The sequence below is a fragment of the Streptomyces sp. NPDC029956 genome (assembly GCF_055574655.1).
The window spans coordinates 21,087-42,469 of record NZ_JBVHZJ010000010.1 but is presented as its reverse complement, the minus strand read 5'-3'; the positions used below and the strand labels follow the sequence as shown (position 1 = coordinate 42,469).

General features: G+C 73.0%; 20 protein-coding genes. 12 read left to right on the top strand and 8 right to left on the bottom strand.

What is annotated here, in order from left to right; genetic code table 11:
- Positions 1-103 precede the first annotated feature (103 nt).
- The 7 genes from ACZ4XX_RS10485 (at position 104) to ACZ4XX_RS10455 (ending at position 7,661) form a co-directional block, all read left to right on the top strand.
- Positions 104-739 carry a TetR/AcrR family transcriptional regulator gene (locus ACZ4XX_RS10485; RefSeq protein ID WP_468507540.1) on the top strand — a complete coding sequence of 212 codons (636 nt, stop codon included), beginning with the start codon at positions 104-106 and terminating at the stop codon, positions 737-739.
- Between the two features lie 57 nt (positions 740-796).
- Positions 797-2,011 (top strand): alpha/beta hydrolase, encoded by a 1,215-nt coding sequence (locus ACZ4XX_RS10480; RefSeq protein WP_468507539.1) that lies wholly within the window; start codon positions 797-799, stop codon positions 2,009-2,011.
- Positions 2,012-2,085: 74 nt separating this feature from the next.
- The gene (locus ACZ4XX_RS10475; protein ID WP_468507538.1) at positions 2,086-2,973 is read left to right on the top strand and encodes a DUF4429 domain-containing protein; all 888 of its coding nucleotides are present in this window, start codon (positions 2,086-2,088) and stop codon (positions 2,971-2,973) included.
- A gap of 207 nt (positions 2,974-3,180) precedes the next feature.
- Positions 3,181-4,620 carry a sensor histidine kinase gene (locus tag ACZ4XX_RS10470; RefSeq protein ID WP_468507537.1) on the top strand — a complete coding sequence of 480 codons (1,440 nt, stop codon included), beginning with the start codon at positions 3,181-3,183 and terminating at the stop codon, positions 4,618-4,620.
- Positions 4,617-5,297, top strand: a complete 681-nt coding sequence (locus ACZ4XX_RS10465; protein WP_468507536.1) for a response regulator — start codon at positions 4,617-4,619, stop codon at positions 5,295-5,297. Before ACZ4XX_RS10470 ends, ACZ4XX_RS10465 begins: the two co-directional genes overlap by 4 nt.
- A gap of 181 nt (positions 5,298-5,478) precedes the next feature.
- Positions 5,479-6,459, top strand: a complete 981-nt coding sequence (locus tag ACZ4XX_RS10460) for an alpha/beta hydrolase (protein WP_468507535.1) — start codon at positions 5,479-5,481, stop codon at positions 6,457-6,459.
- Positions 6,456-7,661 (top strand): acyltransferase family protein, encoded by a 1,206-nt coding sequence (locus ACZ4XX_RS10455; protein WP_468507534.1) that lies wholly within the window; start codon positions 6,456-6,458, stop codon positions 7,659-7,661. The genes ACZ4XX_RS10460 and ACZ4XX_RS10455 overlap by 4 nt, the downstream gene beginning before the upstream one ends.
- A 23-nt stretch (positions 7,662-7,684) precedes the next feature.
- Here the strand turns inward: ACZ4XX_RS10455 and ACZ4XX_RS10450 are convergent, their stop codons facing one another.
- The gene (locus ACZ4XX_RS10450) at positions 7,685-8,710 is read right to left on the bottom strand and encodes an aldo/keto reductase (RefSeq protein WP_468507533.1); all 1,026 of its coding nucleotides are present in this window, start codon (positions 8,708-8,710) and stop codon (positions 7,685-7,687) included.
- On the bottom strand, positions 8,707-9,156 hold the full coding sequence (locus ACZ4XX_RS10445) for a MerR family transcriptional regulator (protein ID WP_468507532.1): 450 nt from the start codon (positions 9,154-9,156) through the stop codon (positions 8,707-8,709). Before ACZ4XX_RS10445 ends, ACZ4XX_RS10450 begins: the two co-directional genes overlap by 4 nt.
- A 52-nt stretch (positions 9,157-9,208) precedes the next feature.
- Here ACZ4XX_RS10445 and ACZ4XX_RS10440 point away from each other — a divergent pair, with 52 nt between their 5' ends.
- The gene (locus tag ACZ4XX_RS10440) at positions 9,209-10,039 is read left to right on the top strand and encodes a serine hydrolase domain-containing protein (protein ID WP_468507531.1); all 831 of its coding nucleotides are present in this window, start codon (positions 9,209-9,211) and stop codon (positions 10,037-10,039) included.
- Positions 10,040-10,062: 23 nt separating this feature from the next.
- Here the strand turns inward: ACZ4XX_RS10440 and ACZ4XX_RS10435 are convergent, their stop codons facing one another.
- The 5 genes from ACZ4XX_RS10435 to ACZ4XX_RS10415 are packed head-to-tail and all read right to left on the bottom strand — an operon-like array spanning position 10,063 to position 15,880.
- Positions 10,063-10,752 (bottom strand): hypothetical protein, encoded by a 690-nt coding sequence (locus tag ACZ4XX_RS10435; RefSeq protein WP_468507530.1) that lies wholly within the window; start codon positions 10,750-10,752, stop codon positions 10,063-10,065.
- Positions 10,749-12,299, bottom strand: coding sequence for an ATP-binding protein (locus ACZ4XX_RS10430; RefSeq protein ID WP_468507529.1), 1,551 nt, complete (start codon positions 12,297-12,299; stop codon positions 10,749-10,751). Before ACZ4XX_RS10430 ends, ACZ4XX_RS10435 begins: the two co-directional genes overlap by 4 nt.
- A complete protein-coding gene (locus tag ACZ4XX_RS10425) occupies positions 12,296-12,988 on the bottom strand; it encodes a response regulator transcription factor (RefSeq protein ID WP_030321847.1) in 693 nt (230 codons plus the stop codon). The genes ACZ4XX_RS10430 and ACZ4XX_RS10425 overlap by 4 nt, the downstream gene beginning before the upstream one ends.
- A gap of 46 nt (positions 12,989-13,034) precedes the next feature.
- Positions 13,035-14,708 (bottom strand): murein biosynthesis integral membrane protein MurJ, encoded by a 1,674-nt coding sequence (gene murJ, locus ACZ4XX_RS10420; RefSeq protein WP_468507528.1) that lies wholly within the window; start codon positions 14,706-14,708, stop codon positions 13,035-13,037.
- Entirely contained in the window at positions 14,705-15,880 is a 1,176-nt protein-coding gene (locus ACZ4XX_RS10415; RefSeq protein WP_468507527.1) for a lipid II:glycine glycyltransferase FemX, read from the bottom strand. The genes murJ and ACZ4XX_RS10415 overlap by 4 nt, the downstream gene beginning before the upstream one ends.
- Before the next feature lie 207 nt (positions 15,881-16,087).
- On the opposite strand from ACZ4XX_RS10415, the gene ACZ4XX_RS10410 reads away from it, so the two are divergent.
- Positions 16,088-17,263, top strand: coding sequence for a L,D-transpeptidase family protein (locus ACZ4XX_RS10410; RefSeq protein WP_468507526.1), 1,176 nt, complete (start codon positions 16,088-16,090; stop codon positions 17,261-17,263).
- Positions 17,264-17,282: 19 nt separating this feature from the next.
- On the opposite strand, the gene ACZ4XX_RS10405 is transcribed toward ACZ4XX_RS10410, so the two are convergent.
- On the bottom strand, positions 17,283-17,951 hold the full coding sequence (locus ACZ4XX_RS10405) for a pirin family protein (protein WP_468507525.1): 669 nt from the start codon (positions 17,949-17,951) through the stop codon (positions 17,283-17,285).
- Between the two features lie 153 nt (positions 17,952-18,104).
- Between ACZ4XX_RS10405 and ACZ4XX_RS10400 the strand changes: the two genes are divergently transcribed.
- From ACZ4XX_RS10400 to ACZ4XX_RS10390, 3 genes are all read left to right on the top strand, one after another.
- Entirely contained in the window at positions 18,105-19,286 is a 1,182-nt protein-coding gene (locus ACZ4XX_RS10400; RefSeq protein WP_073917732.1) for a PucR family transcriptional regulator, read from the top strand.
- 89 nt (positions 19,287-19,375) lie between these two features.
- The gene (locus ACZ4XX_RS10395; protein ID WP_468507524.1) at positions 19,376-20,317 is read left to right on the top strand and encodes an ACP S-malonyltransferase; all 942 of its coding nucleotides are present in this window, start codon (positions 19,376-19,378) and stop codon (positions 20,315-20,317) included.
- 18 nt (positions 20,318-20,335) lie between these two features.
- Positions 20,336-21,367 (top strand): beta-ketoacyl-ACP synthase 3, encoded by a 1,032-nt coding sequence (locus ACZ4XX_RS10390; RefSeq protein WP_468507523.1) that lies wholly within the window; start codon positions 20,336-20,338, stop codon positions 21,365-21,367.
- The last annotated feature ends 16 nt before the right edge of the window (positions 21,368-21,383 follow it).

The following is a 21,383-nucleotide window of genomic DNA, read 5'->3' as shown; positions in this document are numbered from 1 at the left end:
TGACAGTGACTGACAATTGACAAAGCGATTCACGCGCCGGTAACTGTCACGTAGCTCACAGGTACGCTGAGCTGGACGAAATGCGGGAAAAGAGGACCCTGACGTGACCTTGCCCGGTCTGCGCGAGCGGAAGAAGCAACGTACGCGCGAGGCGCTGATCAAGGTGGCCCTCGAGCTCTTCACCGCGCACGGCTACGAGCGGACGACCGTCGACGAGATCGTCGACACCGTCGAGGTCTCCCAGCGCACCTTCTTCCGCTACTTCTCCTCCAAGGAGGAGGTCGCCTTCGCCGTCCAGCAGATGGTGGAGGAGCGCTTCGTCGAGGCGCTCCGGCGGCGGCCCCCCGGCGAGGGACCCTTCGACGCGCTGCGCAACGCCGTGCTCTCCGGCTGGGACACCATCGGCGACGCCATCACCGAGGTGGTGCCGCTGGAGCTGTACCTGCGCACCTTCCAGATGATCGAGTCGACGCCCGCGCTGCTCGCCGTCCATCTGCGCCGCTCCACCGAGATGGAGGAGACCCTCGCCGGGATCATCGCCGAACGGGAGGGCCTCGACGTCGACGCGGACCCGCGCCCGCGGATCGCGGTGGCGGCCTTCAGCGGTGTGATGCGTGTAACAGGACAGATGTGGGGCCGGGGTACGGACCAGAGCCTGGAGGCCATCCGGGCCCTCACCGAGCGGTATCTGGACCATCTGGCACCGGCCCTCGCACCCCGCTGGCGCGACCAGGCGTAGCGCCGGGCCGTCCGGGGAAGCCGGGTCGTTCACCCACGACCCGTAGGGTGGCCGCCCGTGACCCCCGTCGAAGCCGACTCCCCCACGCTCGTCGTCCTGCGCGCCCTGCTCGCGCTCGCCGTCGTGTTCGTGCTGCTCACGACCACGGGCTGGACGACGATCAAGCACCGTCCGGTGCCCGGTCCGTCCCGCGAGGCCGCGCTCTCCGCCTGGGCGCGCGACCGGATCGACCACCGCCCCCTGCCCGGACCGAACACCGCCGCCGACGGCATAGCCGCGTTCTTCGCCCGGCTCGGCCCCGCGCGCGCGGCCGGGCTCGCCGAACGGCATCCACTCGTCGTCGGCAATCTCGACGGCGCCCCGGTCGCCCTGCGCTACCGCGCCAACCGGGTCACCCTCGGCCGCGCGCTCACCGCCGAACGGGACAGGGTCCACGACGCCCGGCTCTCCGCCGAGGGACGGCACGAGGCGCAGCGCCGCCTCGACCGCTTCGTCTCGCTGATGCGGCCCGGCCGGCAGATCCTCGCCTTCGACCCGACCGGTACGGGGCGGACGGCCGAGGTCCTCGGGGACCTGGCGCGGGCCCGGCGCGTCTCGGTGATCGTGCCCGGCGTCGACACCAACCTCCTCACGTTCCAGAAGACCCACCGCCGGTACGGGGCTCCCGCCGGCATGGCGCAGGCCCTCTACCGGGCCGAGCGACAGGCCTCCCCCGGCACCAGGGTGGCCGTGATCGCCTGGGCCGACTACACCGCGCCCGTCGGGGTCGGCATCGACGCCATGACCGGCCGCCTCGCGGAGGGAGGCGCCGCGCGGCTCGTCCGGCTGACCGAGGCACTGCCCGGCGACGCGCGCGTGGCGCTGTTCTGCCACAGCTACGGCTCCGTGCTCTGCGGGGTCGCCGCGCCCCGGCTGCCCGCCCGGGTGACGGACGTGGCCGTGGCCGGAAGCCCCGGGATGCGGGTCGAGCGGGCGACGGAACTCCGTACCCCCGCGCGCGTGTGGGCCATGCGGGACGCCGACGACTGGATCGCGGACGTGCCGCACCTGGAGGTCGGCGGGGTCGGGCACGGAGCCGATCCGGTGGCCCCGGAGTTCGGCGCCCGGCTGCTCTCGGCCCGCGGCGCCATCGGCCACAGCGGCTATTTCGAGCCCGGCACCGAGAGCCTCGGCAACTTCGCCGCGATAGGGGTCGGCTCTTACGGAGAGCTGGTCTGCGCACGTGCCGACAGCGCTTGCCACGGGGGAATATCCGGCACGGAAGGGCCCTGACGCGCGTAGATCACGTAATTTCGGGACCTTTCACGGGGGCGACGCACGGGCACGCGCCGCTTACGATGAGGCGTATGGGTGATGTGCTGGCCGGAATTCATGCCACCTGGGAGTTCGAGAGTGACGCCCTCGTCATCCGCTTCGACCGGGGGAACCGTGCGCCGAGGCTCTTCGGCGTGCTGCGCGAAAGACGTGTACCGCACGAGGCGCTGGCGTCCGTGACGCTCGCGCCCGGCAAGCGGGGCACCGTCGTGCTGCACGCCGTGCCGAGACCGGGCGCCGATCCGCTGATGGAGGCGGCCGCGGGGCAACTCCCGGAGAACTGCGACCCGTACCGCCTGGTGCTGCCGGCGGACCGGGAGACGCTCGCCGAGTACTACCGGGACGAGCTGCGGGCCGTGATCGGGCCCGGGACGGCGGGGTGGGCGTACGCCGACGACCCCTCGGACGGGGGCGACGTGACGCCCGCCGACCGTTTCCTCGTGGCACCGCCGCAGGGGCCGCAGTCCTTCAAGGCGTACGACGGCAAGGCGAGCTTCGACGGGCAGTCGGAGGTCTCGTTCCGCTGGTCCTGGACGGGAGCGTCCTCCGAGAAGTGGAAGGCGGGTGACCAGTTCTTCCACGTGCGGGATCTCTGCGGGGTCGAATGGCGCTCGCCGGACGTCCTGGACGGGCATCTGCGGCTGGTTCCCCGGGGCGGCGAACCCCGCGCGCCCCAGCCGGACCGTGACCCCGCCTCCGTCGTGTTCGGCCTCGGATACGGGCCGGTGCACCTGTCCCTCCCCTTCGCGGCGGCGGTCCTCGCGGCGATCAGGACCTCGGACCGCGTCCCGGCCCGCACGGCCGCCGCTCCCGGGGCCGTCGCTGAAAGGATTCGGCACCTGGGTGAACTGCACCAGGCGGGACTGGTGACGGACGAGGAGTTCTCCGCGAAGAAGGCGGAACTCCTCGCGGAGCTGTGATCCCCCGGCTCCGGTGACACACGACACGCACCGCAGGCACTGCAAGCACCACACGCACCACGGGCCCTGCGAGCACCGCGCACACCACGCGTACGGCAGACCCCCGCGCGCGTCGCGGACCCCCGGTGTCATACCCCGGTATCAGGACAGAGCCCGGTCCCCGGTATGACGTCGGGGGCCGGGCCCGCTGCCTACCCTGAGCTGGTCATGGCTACCGAACCGCGGCACGAGCCGCCCACCCCCACCCTGCGGCAGCTCAGCACCCGGACACGCGAGATGTTCCAGGGGCTCGGGACCGCGCTCACCACGCCCACCACGCCCGGCGCGCCCCTCCTCGCCGACGCAGCCTCGCGGTGGGTGCGCCTGCTGCCGTACGCCGTCGCCCTCGCGTTCGTCGCCTCGCTGCTCCCCACCACGATCCACCTCCTCGCCGGGGACTACGGCGTCAACGGCGCGCTGGCCGGGGCCATCGGCACCGCCCAGACCGCGCCGCTGCTGCTCGCCGTCGCCCGTCCGCTCCAGGCCTGGTGGATCATCTTCGCCGCCGATGTGCTCGGTGCGGTCGCGCTGCTCGCCGCCGACGGACCGCGCGCCGAGCTCTGGCCCTGGACCCCGCCGATCGTCGTCGGCTACTGCGCGCTGATGATCGCGCTGGGCCTGCGCGAGTCCCGCCGGGCGCTGTTCGGGGTGTGGCTGGCGACCGGCGTGGCCGGGTACGTCCTGGAGGTCTTCCGGCCGGCCGGGTACACCAGCCTCCACACCCTGCTCGTCGTCCTCAGCGGGGTGCTGCTCCTGCTCACCTCGGCGGTACGCGCGCGGGGCGACGCCCAGCGGCGGCTCGTCGAGCAGGAGACCATCAGCGAGGCCGAGCGGGCCCGCCGGACGCTCCTGGAGGAGCGGGCCAGGATCGCGCGCGAGCTGCACGACGTGGTGGCGCACCACATGTCGGTGATCACCGTGCAGGCCGACTCCGCCCCGTACCGCATCCCGGACCTCCCGGACGCGGCGCGTGAGGAGTTCACCTCGATCGCGTCGAGCGCGCGCGAGTCACTGGCCGAAATGCGACGGCTGCTGTCCGTGCTGCGCAGTGACGGCAGCGAGGGCGAGCGGGCCCCGCAGCCGGGCCTCGACCGGGTCCAGCAGCTCGTCGAGGCGACCGTACGGGCCGGGGTGCCGGCCGAGCTGCGGCTCGCCGCCGACCTCGGTGACGTACCGCAGGCGGTGGACCTGTCGGCGTACCGGATCGTCCAGGAGGCCCTCGCCAACATCGTGCGGCACGCACCGGGCGCGTCGACCCGGGTGTCGATCCGGGCGGACGGCGGATCGCTGACGGTCCTCGTCGTCAACGGGCCCTCGACGGAGGCGGGTTCCGCGGTGGAACGCGGCGCGTCCGGCACCGGGCACGGACTCGTCGGCATGCGGGAACGCGTACGGTTGACGGGCGGCTCGCTCGACACCGGGCCGCTGCCGGACGGCGGCTTCCGGGTCGCCGCGCGGCTGCCGCTGACCCCGGAAACGGACCCGGCCCCCGCCGTGGCGACGTCCCCGGCCCGGAACCCGGCCCTGGACCCGGCGCCGGCCACGCCCCCGGCCTCCCCCTCACCCCCGACCTCGACCCCGCCCTCGACCGCCAAGGACTCCGAGTGACCATCCGCGTGATCATCGTCGACGACCAGGCCATGGTGCGGGCCGGATTCGCCGCGCTGCTCGCCGCACAGCCCGACATCGACGTCGTGGGCGAGGCCCCGGACGGGCGGCAGGGCATCGACGTGGCGCGCTCGACGCACCCGGACGTGGTCCTCATGGACGTCCGGATGCCGGAGCTGGACGGCCTGGCAGCCGCCCGGGAGATCCTCCACCCGCCGACCGGGGTCACCCACCGGCCGAAGGTCCTCATGCTGACCACCTTCGACGTGGACGACTACGTGTACGAGGCGCTGCGCGCCGGCGCGTCCGGCTTCCTCCTGAAGGACGCGCCGCCGGCGGACCTGATCGCGGCGGTACGGGTGGTGGCGGCGGGCGAGGCCCTGCTCGCCCCGTCCGTGACCCGCCGGCTCATCGCCGACTTCGCCGCCTCCCGGCCCGCGCCGCGCAAGGACACCACGGCGCTGCGGCTGAACGGGCTCACCCCGCGCGAGACCGAGGTCCTCGAACTCATCGCCCGGGGCCTGTCCAACCAGGAGATCGCGGACCGGCTCGTCCTCGCCGAGCAGACGGTGAAGACCCACATCGGCCGGGTCCTGGCCAAGCTGGACCTGCGCGACCGGGCGCAGGCGGTGGTCTTCGCGTACGAGTCGGGGCTCGTGACTCCTGGCGCGTCCTGACGCCCCGGTAGCTGTCCCCCGGGGGAAAACCCCACCCCCCACCTGGTGTTGCCTGCTCCTCCACCCCCTACCCCGGTATCAACCGGGAGTTGGCTCCCCGGTGTGACGTGCCGTCACCCGTCGTCTTCCTACCTTCCTCTCGCCAGCGAACGAGCGAGTACCGGAGAGGGAGGGCGACCCCATGCGCCGTATTTCGAGGACCCTGATCACCGCGGCCCTGGTGACCGCCGTGGTCGGCGGGACGGCCGGCTGGGCGTCGGGGGACAGCCAGGAGGCCGTCACCGGGGCGCCGGTCGGGACGGCGGAGTGGCGGGCCGCCGGACTGCCGGACCCGGAGCGGATGGACCCGGCGGAGGTGGCGCGGTTCTTCGCCGTCCTGAGCCCCGTACGGCAGCGGGAGCTGGCCCGGACGCATCCGTCGGTCGTCGGGAACCTCGACGGGGCGCCGCTGGAACTGCGGTACGAGGCCAACGCCCGCACCACGCAAGGGGCGTTCGGCGGGGCGCGGGTCCTCGCACACGACACGCGCGGCCGGGGTCAGGTGGCGCTGGTGTACGGGGATCTGGCGCGGGCCGAGCACGTCGCGGTGATCGTGCCCGGCTCGGACATCGACGCGGGCCACGTGCGACCGCTCACCGACATGGCGGCCTCACTGCGGCAGACCGCCGGCGGGGACACGGCGGTCGTCGCCTGGGCCGGGTACACCACCCCGGTCGGCGTCGGTCTGGACGCGGCCACCGGCCGGCTCGCCGAGGCCGGGGCGGACCGGCTCACCCGCTTCGTGCACGGCCTCGCGGCGGTCGGGGCGCCCGAGCCGTCCCTGTTCTGCCACAGCTACGGCTCCGTGGTCTGCGGCCTCGCCGCCCGCGACCTGAAGGCCAAGGACCTGGTGGTCTTCGGCTCCCCCGGGATGCGCGCCGAAAACGTGGACGAGCTCGGCACCTCCGCCCGCGTCTGGGCGGCGAAGGATCCGACCGACTGGATCGACCGGATCCCGAACGTGGAGGTCGGGGACCTCGGCCACGGCGCCGACCCCGCCGACCCGGCCTTCGGGGCGCGCCGGATCGCGGCCGACGACGCGACCGGCCACGGCGGCTACTTCGCGCCGGGCACCTCCTCCCTCCGTACGTTCGCCGCGATCGCCGAGGGAGGCGTCCGATGAGTACGCTGACGGCGACCGTCCGGAAGATCGAGTCGGGCACCCCGGCCCACCGCGACCGGGCGATCGACGGGCTGCGCGCCCTGGCCCTGCTGGCCGTGCCCATCGGGCACTGGCTGCTGGGCGGCTTCACGCTCTCCTCCGACGGGGCCATCCACAACGCCAGCCCGCTGGGTACGTTCGCGGGGCTCGCGCCGGTCAGCTGGGTCCTGCAGATGCTGGGGATCTTCTTCCTGGTCGGCGGTTACGCCTCCGTCCTGTCGTACCGGCGCAGGAAGGGCTCCACGCGCGCGTGGCTCGGTGGCCGGCTCGCGCGGCTCGGCCGCCCGGTCCTCGGTGTCACCGCCGTCTGGGCGGCGCTCATGCCCGTGCTGCACTACGGGTTCGACGTGCCGGTGGACACCCTGCGGACCGCGTCCACGCTGGTGATCCAGCCGCTGTGGTTCGTCGGGGTGTACACGGTGGTCACCGCGCTCACCCCGCTGTGCGTCCGGGCGGCCCGCCGCGTCGGGGTGTGGGCCGCGGCGCCGCTGCTCGCCTCGGTGGCCGTCGTCGACTTCCTGCGGTACGGCCCGTACGCCGACGCCGTACCGTCCTGGCTCAGCCTCCTCAACATCCTGCCCGGCTGGCTCTTCGCGTATCAGCTCGGCGTCTCCTGGGGCGAGGGCCGGGTCACCCGGCGGCACGCCCGGTGGCTGCTGGTCGGCGGGGCCGCGCTCTTCGCCGCCCTCCTGCTGGTCTTCGGCTACCCGGCCTCCATGGTCGGCGTCCCCGGCGAGACCCGCACCAACTCCCACCCGCCGTCGCTGCTCGTCCTCGCCCTCGCGGCCACGCAGAGCGGCGCCGCGATCCTGCTCAGGGACCGGCTCGGCAGGCTCCTGAAGCGGCCCGCGCTGTGGGCGCCGGTCGTGGTCGTCAACCTGTCGGCGATGACGATCCTGTGCTGGCACCAGACGGCGATGCTCACCGCGGCGATCCCCGCCTCGTACCTCGGGGAGGTCCCGGGTCTGGTCGGCGCACCGGACTCGGCCGGCTGGATCCTGGCCCGGCTGGCGTGGATGCCGGTCTTCGCCGGACTGCTCGTCCTGATCGGGCGGTACGCGCGGGGGTTCGAGTCGCCGTGGGCCGGGACCGGCCCGGGCCGGCGCATCCTCGCGGGGCTGCTCGCGGCGGGATTCGCGGTCTTCGCCCTGGGGCTCGCGTGAGGGGCGTCGCGGCGCGGGGCGCGTCAGGCCTCCCGGCTCACGGCCGTGAAGCGCATGTCCTGGTAGCGGTCGCCCGCCACCAGACCGGCGATGGGTTCGAGTGCGGCGAGTTCGTCCGCGGTGAGGGTGATCCGGGTGGCGGCGGCGTTCTCCTGCAGGCGGGAGCGCTTGCGGGTGCCGGGGATCGGGACGACCGTCAGTCCGTGCACGGAGGCCCGCTGCTGCACCCAGGCGAGGGCGATCTGCGCCGGGGTCGCGCCGTGCGCGGCGGCGATCTCGCGGACCGGGTCGAGCAGGGCGGCGTTGCGCTCCGCGTTCTCGCCGGTGAACCGGGGCTGGTGCCGGCGGAAGTCGCCGCCCGCCAGGTCCTTGGCGGCGTCGGCGAACGATCCGGTGAGGAAGCCGCGGCCGAGCGGCGAGTACGGCACGACGGTGACGCCGAGTTCGGCGGCGGTGCCGACGGCGCTGCGCTCCACGTCCCGGGAGAAGAGCGACCACTCCGACTGGAGGGCGGCGATGGGGTGGACGGCGTGGGCCTCGCGCAGTTCGGGCCCGGTGACCTCGCTGAGGCCGAGGTGCTTGACCTTGCCCTCCCGGACGAGTTCGGCCATCGTGCCGACGGACTCGGCGAGCGGGACCTCCGGGTCGCGGCGGTGCATGTAGTAGAGGTCGATGGTCTCGATGCCGAGGCGGCTCAGGCTGCCCTCGACGGCGGCCCTGATGTACGCGGGGTCGTTGCGGATCCCCCGGTAGGAGGGGTCGTCGGCGCGCCGCTCCAGGGCGAACTTGGTGGCGAGGGTGACCTCGTCGCGGTGGGCGGCGAGGAACGGGGCGAGGAACCGCTCGTTGGCGCCGCTTCCGTAGGCGTCGGCGGTGTCGATCAGGGTGACGCCGGCCTCCAGGGCCGCGTCGAGGGTGTCGCGGGCGGCGGCCTCGTCGGTGTCGCCGTAGAACTCGCTGATGCCCATGGCGCCGAAGCCCTGGACGCCGATCGCGGGTCCGTCCTGGCCGCCGAGCCGTACGGTGTCGATCCTGGTCACGTCGGTCATGAAGTCGTTCCTCCGCATGGGGTCGCGTAATGGCCGATCTTGATGTCGAGCACGGCGAGCGTGTCCTGGAGTTCGGTGATCCGGGAGAGCACGTCACGCCTGGTGGTCTCCAGGAGTTCCCGGCGTTCGTCGCGGGTGTGGTCTCCCTGGCGGACGAGCTCCGCGTACCGGACCATGTCGGCGACCGGCATCCCGGTCAGCCGCAGCTTGCCGACGAAGGCGAGCCAGCCCAGGTCCCGCTCGGTGAATCGGCGCTGGCCGGTGTGCGAGCGGTCCACGTGCGACATGAGTCCGATCCGCTCGTACCAGCGCAGCGTGTGGGCCGACAGCCCGGTCAGGGCCGCGACCTCGCTGATCGTGTAGTGCGCCCGGGGGATCCGGGTGTCGCTCGTGCCTGTGCTCGTACTCGTGCCTGCGGTCGTGCCCGTGCTCGCCATCACGCTCATGACCCCCACGCTAAAACGTTGGAGTGCACTCCAAGCAAGTAGGCTCGGCCCCATGCAGAGCAGCGTGCCGAGCCTGGCGTCGATCGAGAACTGGCCCGTCCCCACCGCGGCGGCCGCCGTGGTCCGCGCGGACGGCACCCTGGCCGGGTCGTACGGCCCCACCGGGCAGCGCTTCCCCCTCGCCTCCGTCACCAAGCCGCTCGCGGCGTACGCCGTCCTCGTCGCGTACGAGGAGGGGGCGGTCGACCTCGACGAGCCGGCCGGGCCCGAGGGCGCGACCGTGCGTCATCTCCTCGCCCACACCTCGGGGCTCGCGTTCGACGAGAACCGGGTCATGGCCGCGCCGGGCACCCGCCGGATCTACTCCAACAGCGGCTTCGAGGCGCTCGGCGACCACCTCGCCAAGGCGACCGACATCCCGTTCGCCGAGTACCTGCACCAGGCGGTCCTGGAGCCGTTGGGCATGGCGTCGACGACCCTCGAGGGCTCGCCCGCGAAGGACGGCGTGTCGACCGTGGACGACCTGGTGCGGTTCGCCGCCGAGGTGCAGGCGCCGCGGCTGCTCGACCCGCGCACGGTCCTGGACACGATGAGCGTCGCGTACCCCGGTCTGACCGGCATCCTGCCCGGTTACGGCCACCAGCGGCCCAACGACTGGGGCCTCGGCTTCGAGATCCGTGACGGCAAGTCCCCGCACTGGACGGGCGCCACGTCCTCGCCGCGTACCTTCGGGCACTTCGGGCAGTCCGGCACGTTCCTGTGGATCGACCCGGACGCGCGTGCCGCGTGCGTGGCGCTGACCGACCGGCCCTTCGGGGCGTGGGCGGTCGAGGCCTGGCCGCCGTTCACCGACGCGGTCCTCGCCGACCTGCGGACGGCCTGAGCGACTGCCGGCCGAGGACGCGGCTATCCGTCGCAGCGGGCGGTGGGCAGGATTCCGTCCGGGCCGCTGAGCGACACCTCGACCAGGCCGTCCGGGTCCTCCGCGTAGGCGGTCGTGCAGACCAGCTGGCGGACGCCCGCCTCCGACAGCTTCTTGACGGGGAACGGCGTCCGGACCCAGACGATGCGCCGCCCGGGGTTCCCCGGCGCGGCGTTCCCCTTCGAGGCCTGCAGCACGGTCGGGGTCTTCCCCTTCGCCTCGGGCAGGACGGTGGTGATGCCCACCGCCCTCTCGTTCTCCCGCGGGCCCGCGGCGAGCATGGCGAGGATCTTGTCGGTGACGATCCCGCCGCGGACCAGGTCATCGCGGGATATCTCGTAGTCGGGGCCGAAGACGTCGGAAGGGACGTGTTCCCCCGAGCCCTCCGACGAGGAGGTGATCTCGGGGAACGGCGGGCTGATGTCGCGGGCCACCGGCATCGACCGGCCGTCGGGGCCGACGAAGTAGAGCACGATCCGTTCCCCGAGGGTCGGCGGCCCGACGTGGAGCGTCGCGGCCCCGCCCGCCTCGACGACGTCGGTCTTCTGTATGCCGCAGCCGGCCAGCGCGGGGGGCGACAGCAGGGCGAGCAGAGCGACGGCGGCCGCTCCGCGGCGCTTCGCGGCCCCTCCCGCCCGGTGGCGGTGTCCGGCAGCGGGCCCCCGGCTGTTCACAGCGGCATCCGTACCGTGAAGACCGCCCCGCCCTCGGGGTCGTTGGCGGCCGTGACCGTGCCTCCGTGGAGCCGTACGTTCTCCAGGGTGATCGCGAGGCCGAGACCGCTGCCCGCCGAGCGGGTGCGGGCCTGGTCCGCCTTGTAGAAGCGGTCGAACACGTGCGGCAGGACGTCCGGGTGGATGCCGGGACCCCGGTCGGCGACCTCCGTCACCAGCTGGTCCCCCTCGGCCCACAGCCGGACCGTCACCGGCGCCCCGCCGTGCCGCAGGGCGTTCCCGACGAGGTTGGCGACGACGACGTCGAAGCGGCGCGGGTCGAGCCGGGCCCTGATCCCCTCCGTGAGGTACGGGACGAGCTGCACGGGATCGGTCCAGTACCGGTGCTGGAGGGTCTTGCGGACGCAGTCGGCGGCGTCGACCTCGTCGGTGTGCAGCTCGGCGGCGCGGGCGTCGAAGCGGGAGATCTCCATGAGGTCTTCGACGAGCACGGCGAGCTTCCCGGTTTCGGCGCTGATCAGGCGGACGGCGCGGGCGGTGTCGCTGTCGAGGCTCCCGGCGTCCTCGTCGAGGACCTCCGTGACGGCGAGCATCCCGGCGAGCGGGGTGCGGAGTTCGTGCGACACGTCGGAGGCGAAGCGGCGGGCCCGGGCCTCGGCGTTGCGGAGTTCCGCGACGGAACGTTCCAGCTCGGCGGCGGACTCGTTGAACGTCCGCGCGAGATCGGCGAGTTCGTCGCTGCCCTTGGCGTGGATACGGGTGTCGAGCCGGCCGCGGCCCATGCTGTGGGCCGCGTGGCGGAGCTCCCGTACGGGCCGGAGCACGCCGCGCGCGGCGATCAGGGCGGGGATCAGGGCGACGGCGAGCGCGGGCAGGGCGCCGTCACGGGCGGCCGTGACCATCGCCTCGATGTTGGCCTCCTCCTCGGCGAGTTCCATGACGGCGTAGAACACGAGACCGGTGCGCTGGGGAGGGCCGTCGGCCGAGCGGGCCAGGAAGACGGCGGGAACGGCGATCGTGAGGTACGGGGTGCCGTTCTTGACCACCCGCTGGAAGCTGCCGTGCGGGATTGCCTTGTCGTCGGCGGCGCGGGCCCGCAGCTCCGGCGTGATGACGGAGGAGGTGGGCCGGTCGGTGGAGGACACGCGGAGGGTGCCGTACTCGGCGTAGACGCGCCAGGCGCGGGGCTTGCCCTGGCCGGCGACCAGCATGAGCGAGCTCCGCAGGGTGTCCGCGTTCACGGGCAGTTCGGTGCCGAGGGAGTCGATCTGCTCGCGGAAGGCGGAGACGGCGGTGTCCTGGGTCTGTTCCAGGATGGCGTTGCGGGCGGCCCGGTAGGTGAGCGCGGCGGTGGTGCCGCAGCCGACGGCGGCGACGAGCAGGAACGCGAGGACGAGCCGGGTGCGGAGCCCGAAGGGGTGCGGCCGCAGCCGCGGGCTCCGGCCCTCGCGTCGGGACGCGCGCCCGCGCCCCTTCCCCCCGTGTCCGTCGTGGCCGCCGGGCCCCTCGTGCCCGGTGTCCTCGTCCGGGGTGACGCAGGCCTTCACTGCGGACCCAGCGGACCGAAGCGGTAGCCGAAGCCGCGCAGGGTCTGGATGTAGCGGGGGTCGCCCGGGGTGTCCTCGATCTTGTTCCGCAGCCGGCGGACGCAGGCGTCGACCAGCCGGGCGTCCCCGTGGTAGCTGTGCTCCCAGACGTGTTCGAGGAGCTGCTGACGGCTGAAGACCTGCTCGGGCGCGGCCGTGAGATGGAGCAGCAGCTTCAGCTCGGACGGGGCGAGGGCGATCCGCTCGCCCGCCTTGGCGACGGTGAGACCGGCCCGGTCGATGGCCAGTTCCCCGTGGAACTCGACGGCGGCGCGGCCGCCTGCCGGCTCCTCGATGCGGCGCAGCACGGCCCGTATCCGCGCCTCGATGACCTCGGTACGGGCGGGCTTGACGATGTAGTCGTCGGCGCCGGCCTCCAGGCCGATGACGACGTCGAAGTCGTCCCCGCGGGCGGTCAGCATGATGATCGGCAGCTGGCTGCTCTCGCGGACCCGGCGGCAGACCTGGACGCCGTTGATGCCGGGCAGCATGAGGTCGAGCAGCAGCAGATCCGGCCGGAACTCCGCGAGCGCGTCGAGCCCGGCCTCCCCGGTGGCGGCGGTGCGCACCTCGTGCCCGCGGCGCCGGAGCCCGAGCTCGACGCCTTCGCGGACGGAGGGGTCGTCTTCTATCAGGAGCACGCGGGGCATCTGTGAAGTATCCAAGGTCGAAGGGTCCCTCCTGTCGGAGGGGGGATCAGGTGCGGTGGGCGAGGCCGCGCAGCCGGCCGCTCCCGGCCCCGATGAGGGCCTGGACCTCGGTGAGCCGGAGGGGACGGGCGAGGACGGCGAAGACGGTGAGGACGGTCAGCGCTCCGGCGACCCCGGAGGGTACGGCCCCGGCCGGGCCGGTGAGGTCGGTGATGAGGAGGCCGTATCCGGCGGCGGGCACGGCGGCGAACAGCAGCCGTGCGAGCGCGGGGGCGGAACCGCCGGAGGCCGGACCGTCCGCGTCCCCGGTGGCCGGGGTGTTCGGGCCGCTCCCCGTGAGCCGCTTCCTCAGCACGTACGCCGTGAGGCCCCAGCCCGCCCAGAGCGCGAGCGTGTACCCGGCGGCCATGCCGGCGACGGCCCACCGGGTGGGCAGGTAGAGGTGGGCGGCGAACGACAGCCCCGCGTTGAGCCCGGCGATCACCAGGTTGAGGAGGAACGGGGTACGGGTGTCCCGCAGCGCGTAGAAGGCGCGGTTGCACACGTACTGACCGGAGAGGGCGACGAGGCCGGGCGCGAAGGCCATCAGGATCCACGACATCGCGCGGATGTCGTCGCCGCTGGTCGCCCCGTACCGGAAGACGACCGTCATCAGCGGGACGGCGAGCGCGAGGAGGGCGCAGGCCGCGGGGACGACGGCGGCCTGACTGGTCCGCAGGGCGTACGAGACGTCCCGGCGGACCCCCGCGAGGTCGCCGTCGGCGGCGGCGGCGCTCATCCGCGGCAGCAGCGCGGTGACGAGGGAGACCGTGATGATGCCGTGCGGGACGGACCACAGCAGATAGGCGTTGTTGTACGCGGCGAGGCCGCCGCCGCTGACGGTGCCGCCCGCGGAGGTCGCGAGCAGGGTGGTCACCCAGTACGCGCCCTGGTTGGTGAGGACGAGCAGGACCAGCCAGCCGGCCGAGCGCAGCGGGGTGGCGAGGCCGCTGCCGCGCCAGTCGAAGCGGGGCCGCCAGCGGAAGCGGGCGGCGCGCAGCGAGGGCACGAGGGCGAGCGCCTGGAGCACGATGCCGGCGGTGGTGCCCCAGCCGAGCAGGGCGGTCTCCCCGGGGGTGAGGGCGCCGCCGTCGCCGACCACGAGGAACAGGGCGAAGACGGAGACGACGACCACGTTGTTGAGGACCGGGGTCCACATCATGGCGCCGAAGCGGCCCCTCGCGTTCAGGACCTGTCCGAGCAGGGTGAAGAGGCCGAGGAAGAAGATCTGCGGCAGGCACGCGCGCGCGAAGGCGAGGGTCATCTCCCGCTGTTCGCCGGTGTAGTCGGTGTACGTGTCGACGATCAGGGGCGCGGCGAACACCGCGCCGGCCGTGAGGGCGACGAGGGCGAGCGCGCAGAGGGTGAGCAGCCGGTCGGTGTAGGCGACGCCGCCGTCCTCGTGCTCCTTGGCGGCCTTGACAAGTTCGGGGACGAAGACGGCGTTGAGGGCGCCGCCGAGGAGGAGCGTGTAGATGATGGTGGGGACGGTGTTGCCGACCGCGTAGCCGTCGGCGACGGCGGCCGCGCCGAGCGCCGCGGCGACGACGGAGGCGCGGACGAAGCCGGTGGCCCGGGAGACCAGCGACCCCGCGGCCATGAGCGCGCCGCTGCGCAGCGCGGACGGCTTGGCCTTCGCCCGGCCCCTGCCGGGCCTTTCGGCGGTGAGCGTGGCCGTCATCGGCGGGCCAGATACGCCTGGAAGGCGCGGAACAGCGCGTGGTTGGTCGTGCCCTGCATCGGTGTCTCCCACTCCCCCAGCGTCTCGACGACCTGTCCGCCCGTACCGAGCTTCCAGCGGAGCAGCCCGTGGGCGCGGTCGCCCGGGTCGAGGGTGGAGGGTACCCCGCGCAGGTCGTAGACGGCGGCGCCGAGGGCGTGGGCGTCGAGCATCATGCGCCACTGGAGGGCGTTGGAGGGCCGGACCTCGCGGCGGTGGTCGGCGGAGGCGCCGGTCTGGTACCAGACGCGTCCGCCGACGGTGACCATGGTGTGGGCGGCGAGGATCTCGCCCTCGTGGCGGGCGAGGTAGAGCTTCATCCGGCCGGGGTGTTCGGCGTTGAGGACGGCGTACTGGCGCTCGTAGTAGGCGAGGGAGCGGCCGAGCCGGAAGCCGTCGCGCTCCTCGGTGATGCGGAGCAGCCGGTAGAACTCGGGGAGGTCGGCGGCGGATCCGACGGTGATCTCGACTCCGGACTTGCGGGCCTTGCGGACGTTGCGGCGCCATTCCTGGTTGAGGCCGGTCCACAGGTCGTCGGGGGTGCGCCCGGTGAGCGGCACCTGGAAGACGTGCCGGGGCTGGGCGTCGGCGCCGTCCTCGGACTCGCCGCCGCAGCGGCGCCAGCCCCGCGCGCGGAGCCGTTCGGCGACGGCGGTCCCCAACGGGTCGACCTCGTCGGCGAGGACGTCGGAGAGCCGGCGGCCGGGCCCGGTGGCGGCCTTGACGGTGGCGGCGTTCCACCGTCGGAAGGCGGGTCCGGGGCCTATGCGTACGGCGAAGGCGCCGCAGGAGCGGAGATGGCCGAGGAGCGGGGCGAGCCAGCTGTCGATGTCGGCGTCGGCCCAGTCGGCGACGGGGCCTTCCGGCAGGTAGGCGAAGTACTTGCGGGTGCCGGGGAAGGGCCGCAGGAGGACGAGGGCGACGCCGGTCAGTCCACCGGACTCCGGCCCCCAGCCGACCAGTTGGTGCTGCCAGCCGTCCTTCACCTGGGCCCAGGCGGGGACTTGGAGGAAGCTGGCCCCGTCCGCACCGGTGCGGGACGCGAGGAAGGCACGGTAGACCTCGGGGGTCACTTGGCCGAGCCGCAGGGCGCGGCGCTCGGTGGGTGCGGCCGTCACGAGCAGGGCTGACACAACGGGAGCCTCCTTGTTCCGCCCCTCGGTGGTGGGGCGCACAGCAGGCTCACAGCCGAATTCGACGGAGTCGCGCGTCGAATGTGACCGGACGATGACCGTTCTGCCGCAGCCCCTGTCATACGGGCCGCGGGCCCCCGTGCGGCGCGGGGAGCGACCTACAGTCCGAAACATCCCACTCACTCCTCATCACTGCGGAGGTCTCCCGTGCTGCGAATACGCACACCCCGTCCCGTTCTCGCGGCAGTTGCGCTGACCGTCTCCCTGACGGCCTGTACGGCTCAGGCGGCGAGCGGTCCCGACGGGAACGGGGCCCCCGCGGACGCGTCGAAGGCTCCTCCGGCGAAGGTGACGGTCGTGGACCCGGCGGCCGGCGTCCCGGTGACGGTGACCGCGACGGGCGGCACGATCTCCGAGGTGAAGGTCGTGGACGCGGAGGGCGGTTCGCTCGCGGGGCGCGCGGCCGCGGGCGGCACCCGCTGGGTCTCGGACCGCAAGGCGGCGCCGGGCACGAAGTACACCGTGGAGGTCGTCTCGCGGACGGCCGACGGCAAGGAGTCGACCACCCGGTCCTCCTTCGAGACGGCCGAGGCGGACAAGGTCAACAAGCTGACCCTCGCCCCCGGCAAGAACACCACCGTCGGCATCGGCCATCCCGTCTCGATCGTCTTCGACCTGCCGGTGACGAAGAAGGCGGACGTGGAGAAGCAGCTGAAGGTGACCACGTCGAACGCGACCGAGGGTTCCTGGGGCTGGGTCAAGGACTACTCGGGCCGGGACAGGGCGGACTGGCGTCCCCGTACCTACTGGAAGCCCGGTACGAAGGTCACCCTGGAGGCGGATCTGAACGGCACCGACTCGGGCGGCGGCTGGTTCGTGCGGGACTACCGGACCGGCTTCACGATCGGGGCGGCGCAGATCGTCAAGGTCGACCTGGACCGTCACGAGCTGACCCTGGACAAGGACGGGCGCACGGTCCGCACGATCCCGGTCTCCGGCGGCACCCCGGGCGGCGACAAGCGGTCCTGGCGGGGCACGGCCGTGCTGATGTCGAAGGAGGGCACCATCAACATGAACTCGGAGACCGTCGGACTCGGGGACGCGTACGACAAGGACGTCGACTACTCGATGCGGCTGACCTGGTCGGGCATGTACGCGCACGCGGCCCCGTGGAACGCGGCGTACTTCGGCAACGCCAACAAGAGCTCGGGCTGCATCGGCATGAGCGACGCGAACGCCGCGTCCTTCTACGGCGCGGTGAACGTCGGCGACCCCTTCGAGATCACCGGCAAGGACACCAAGGGCACGGTCGACGAGGGCAACGGCTACGGGGCGTGGAACCTGAGCTGGGAGCAGTGGAGGAAGAAGAGCGCGCTCGCCTGAAGGAGCGGCCTCGGGCCGTTCAGCCGAGGGCCTTGCGCCAGTCCCGCATCTCCCAGATCAGGACCTCCGCATCGGTCGTGGCGACGAGGGTGCGCCCCCGGGCGTCGGTGATGCGGGCGGCGTCCCCGGGGTGCAGCGGCTCCTCGTCGAGCCCGACCGTTCCGCGTACGACATGGAGGTACGCGAAGTCGGCGGCCGGTACGGCGACGCTCCCGCCCGCCGCCGGACGGTGGACGTGCAGCCGCGCGTCCGCCGCCGGGAGGTCGTACGGCTCCGCGAGCCCGCGCACCACCTCGTAGGCGGGCTCCCCGCCCGGCGACAGCGGCGCGAGCCACATCTGCACGAAGACGAGCGGTACGTCGGCGTCGTTGCGCTCGACGTGCCGGACTCCCCCGGCGGAGCTCAGCCGCTGGAGGTCGCCGGGGCGGACGACCGTGGTGTGGCCGGCCGTGTCGTGGTGGGTGAGCTCCCCCTCGACGACCCAGGTGACGATCTCGGTGTGGCTGTGCGGATGCTCGTCGAAGCCCGCGCCGGGCGCGAGCCGCTCCTCGTTGCAGGCGAGCACGGCGCCGAAGCGGAGGTTGTCGGGGTCGTAGTGCGGTCCGAAGGACAGGGCGTGTCGGGTCTCGATCCCGGCGGCCGGGTCGCCCCCGGGGTACCGCTCCCCCGCGCGCTGGATGCGTATCACGGGTCCTACGGTAGTGCGGCCGCCCGGGGGCGTACCCGGGTCGCGCGGCGAGGCGCCCCCGGGGGTTCCGGCGGGACCGGGCCGTCGGCCCCGCCGGAGGCGAACCCGCCCCGACCCCGCACACTGCCGTCCCGATAAGGCAGTCTTGTCCCCGTGCCAGAACCCACGAACGCCCCTCACCCGCACGCCGCGACCCTGAAGCGCCTCGAACAGTCCTCCGGGCGGCTCGCCGCCAACGCCATTGCCCGCATGGACGAGACGCTGCCGTGGTACCGGGCGATGCCGCCAGAGAACCGGTCGTGGATCGGTCTGGTCGCCCAGGCCGGTATCGCCGCGTTCACCGAGTGGTTCCGGCACCCGGAGACCCCGCAGGCCATCTCGACGGACGTCTTCGGCACCGCGCCCCGCGAGCTGACCCGCGCGATCACCCTGCGCCAGACCGTCGAGATGGTGCGGACCACCATCGAGGTCATGGAGACGGCGATCGAGGAGGTCGCCGCCCCCGGCGACGAGTCCATCCTCCGCGAGGCGCTCCTCGTCTACGCCCGGGAGATCGCCTTCGCGACCGCCCAGGTGTACGCGCAGGCCGCCGAGGCCCGGGGCGCCTGGGACGCGCGCCTGGAATCGCTCGTGGTCAACGCGGTGCTCTCCGGCGAGGCCGACGAGGGCGCGGTCTCGCGTGCCGCGGCGCTCGGCTGGAACTCCCCGGACCATGTGTGCGTGATCCTCGGCACGGCCCCCGACGGCGACAGCGAGCTGACCGTGGAGGCGATCCGCCGCGCGGCCCGGCACGCCAAGCTCCAGGTCCTCACCGGTGTCCTGGGGAACCGGCTGGTCGTGATCGCCGGCGGCAACGACAATCCGCTGGCCGTGGCGAAGGCCCTGATCGGCCCGTACGCCGCGGGCCCCGTCGTCGCGGGCCCCGTCGTCCCCGACCTGCTGGCCGCCACGCGCTCCGCGCAGGCCGCCGCGGCGGGCCTGAAGGCCTGCTCGGCCTGGCAGGACGCTCCCCGCCCGGTCCTCGCGGACGATCTTCTGCCGGAGCGCGCCATCGCCTCCGACCCTTCGGCGCGCGAGCAGCTGGTGGAGGAGATCTACAGACCGCTGGAGGAAGCGGGCTCGGCGCTCCTTGAAACTCTCAGTGTCTATCTGGAGCAGGCCAGCAGCCTGGAAGGCGCGGCCCGCATGTTGTTCGTCCACCCCAACACCGTGCGCTACCGGCTTCGACGTGTGACCGACGTCACCGGCTGGTCACCCTCCGATGTCCGTTCCGCGTTCACGCTGCGGATCGCGCTCATTCTCGGACGCTTGGCCGACGGAGATCCGCAGTCCTAGACTTTTGTCGAACACCAACAATTCCCCCGACGGTTCTTCGTCCCTGTCCCCACGGGCGCTCGGAGCCGTCCGCAAGAGAGAGTGTGAGGGTGCTCGTACTCGTCGCTCCCGGCCAAGGCGCCCAGACGCCCGGCTTCCTGACTCCCTGGCTCGAACTCCCCGGCGCCGCCGACCGCATCGCGGCCTGGTCGGACGCCATCGGGCTCGACCTCGCCCACTACGGCACGAAGGCGGACGCGGACGAGATCCGTGACACCGCCGTGGCCCAGCCGCTCCTCGTCGCCGCCGGCCTGCTGTCCGCGGCCGCCCTCGGTGACGGGTCCTCCGCCGCGAAGGCGGCGGGCGTGGCCGGCGTCGTCGCCGGTCACAGCGTCGGCGAGTTCACCGCCGCCGCGCTCGCGGGCGTCCTCGACGACACCGCCGCGCTGCGTCTCGTACGGACCCGTGGGCTCGCGATGGCCGAGGCCGCCGCGATCACCGAGACCGGCATGTCCGCGCTGCTCGGCGGTGACCCCGAGGTGACCGTCCCGCACCTGGAGAAGCTCGGTCTGACCGCGGCCAACGTGAACGGCGCGGGCCAGATCGTGGCCGCCGGCACCATGGAGCAGCTGGCCGCCCTGGAGGCCGACAAGCCCGAGGGTGTCCGCCGGGTCGTCGCGCTCAAGGTCGCCGGTGCCTTCCACACGCATCACATGGCCCCGGCCGTGGCGAAGCTGGAGGCGGCGGCGAAGGAGCTGTCCCCGGCCGTCCCGACCACCCGCTACGTCTCGAACAAGGACGGGCAGGTCGTCACCGACGGCGCCGAGGTCGTGGCCCGCCTGGTCGGCCAGGTCGCGAACCCGGTCCGCTGGGACCTGTGCATGGAGACCTTCCAGGCGCTCGGAGCGACCGCGCTGATCGAGGTGTGCCCCGGCGGCACCCTGACCGGCATCGCGAAGCGCGCCCTGCCGGGCGTGTCCACGGTGGCGCTCAAGACTCCCGACGACCTCGACGCGGCCCGTACGCTCATCGCTGAGCACGCGGCCGTCTGACAAGGAGTGTCGAGAAGCATGTCGAAGATCAAGCCCAGCAAGGGCGCCCCGTACGCACGGATCCTCGGTGTCGGCGGCTACCGCCCCACCCGGGTCGTGCCGAACGAGGTGATCCTCGAGAAGATCGACTCGTCCGACGAGTGGATCCGCTCGCGCTCCGGTATCACCACCCGCCACTGGGCCTCTCCCGAGGAGACCGTCGCCGCCATGTCGGTGGAGGCCTCGGGCAAGGCCATCGCCGACGCCGGGATCAACCCCGAGCAGATCGGCGCCGTGATCGTCTCCACGGTCTCGCACTTCAAGCAGACCCCGGCCGTCGCCACCGAGATCGCCGACAAGATCGGCGCCGGCAAGCCGGCCGCGTTCGACATCTCCGCCGGCTGCGCGGGCTTCGGCTACGGCCTGACGCTCGCCAAGGGCATGATCGTCGAGGGTTCCGCGGAGTACGTGCTCGTCATCGGTGTCGAGCGGCTCAGCGACCTGACGGATCTGGAGGACCGCGCGACGGCCTTCCTGTTCGGCGACGGCGCCGGTGCCGTGGTCGTCGGTCCCTCGGACGAGCCGCACATCGGCCCCACCGTCTGGGGTTCCGAGGGCGACAAGTCCGAGACGATCAAGCAGACCGTGCCGTGGAACGACTTCCACGCCGGCGACGTCACGAAGCTGCCGCTCAACGAGCAGGGCGAGATCAAGTTCCCCGCCATCACGCAGGAGGGTCAGGCGGTCTTCCGCTGGGCCGTCTTCGAGATGGCGAAGGTCGCCCAGCAGGCCCTGGACGCCGCCGGTATCTCGGCGGACGATCTGGACGTCTTCATCCCGCACCAGGCGAACATGCGGATCATCGACTCGATGGTGAAGACGCTGAAGCTCCCGGAGCACGTCACGGTCGCCCGTGACGTCGAGACCACCGGCAACACGTCCGCGGCCTCGATTCCGCTCGCCATGGAACGACTCCTGGCGACCGGCAAGGCGAAGAGCGGCGACACGGCGCTCATCATCGGCTTCGGGGCGGGTCTCGTCTTCGCCGCGACGGTCGTTACCCTCCCCTAGGCACTCCGGTTCTTCC